The following is a 417-nucleotide window of genomic DNA, read 5'->3' as shown; positions in this document are numbered from 1 at the left end:
TCTCCGTATTTATTTATCTTTACATAGTTTGGTTTTTCCACGCCGTTCTACTTACCTGCTATTGCCAGAAACAGATCCCCAAAAAAAATTGCCTGATACAGCCCTCAATACTCAATCTCTGGCAACTAATCCCTTTGCTGGTAACGATAAAACTTGGTGTCGCTCTACAAAACCTCGTTATGTCAAAATGGCTTACGGCTGCGGCATTGATGCTCAATAAGTTCGACTAAAATTGCGTAGATGCAAAGGTTAAACTCACCATCCCAGGTTTTCACGGTGCAAAAGTTATCTGACTTTATTAGACCTCTTGCATAAATCAAAAATAAGAAAGAACCCCACCCCGCCAAAGCTACGCTTTGTCTCCCCTCCCCGCTTGCGGCTATCCATTACCCGCATCTTTCTTAACAAACAGACAAA

Annotated in this window: 1 protein-coding gene; it reads left to right on the top strand. The window is 42.2% G+C overall.

Annotated elements, in window-relative coordinates:
* Positions 1-220 (top strand): hypothetical protein (locus ACM0OX_RS35770; RefSeq protein WP_414519956.1); only part of this gene is annotated, 220 nt, incomplete at its 5' end.
* Positions 221-417: the final 197 nt, after the last annotated feature.

This window comes from Nostoc sp. PCC 9305 (assembly GCF_963920915.1).
In the GTDB taxonomy this organism is placed as follows: Bacteria; Cyanobacteriota; Cyanobacteriia; order Cyanobacteriales; family Nostocaceae; genus Nostoc.
Note: the sequence above shows the minus strand (reverse complement) of the source record. Positions and strands in the feature narration are given on the sequence as shown.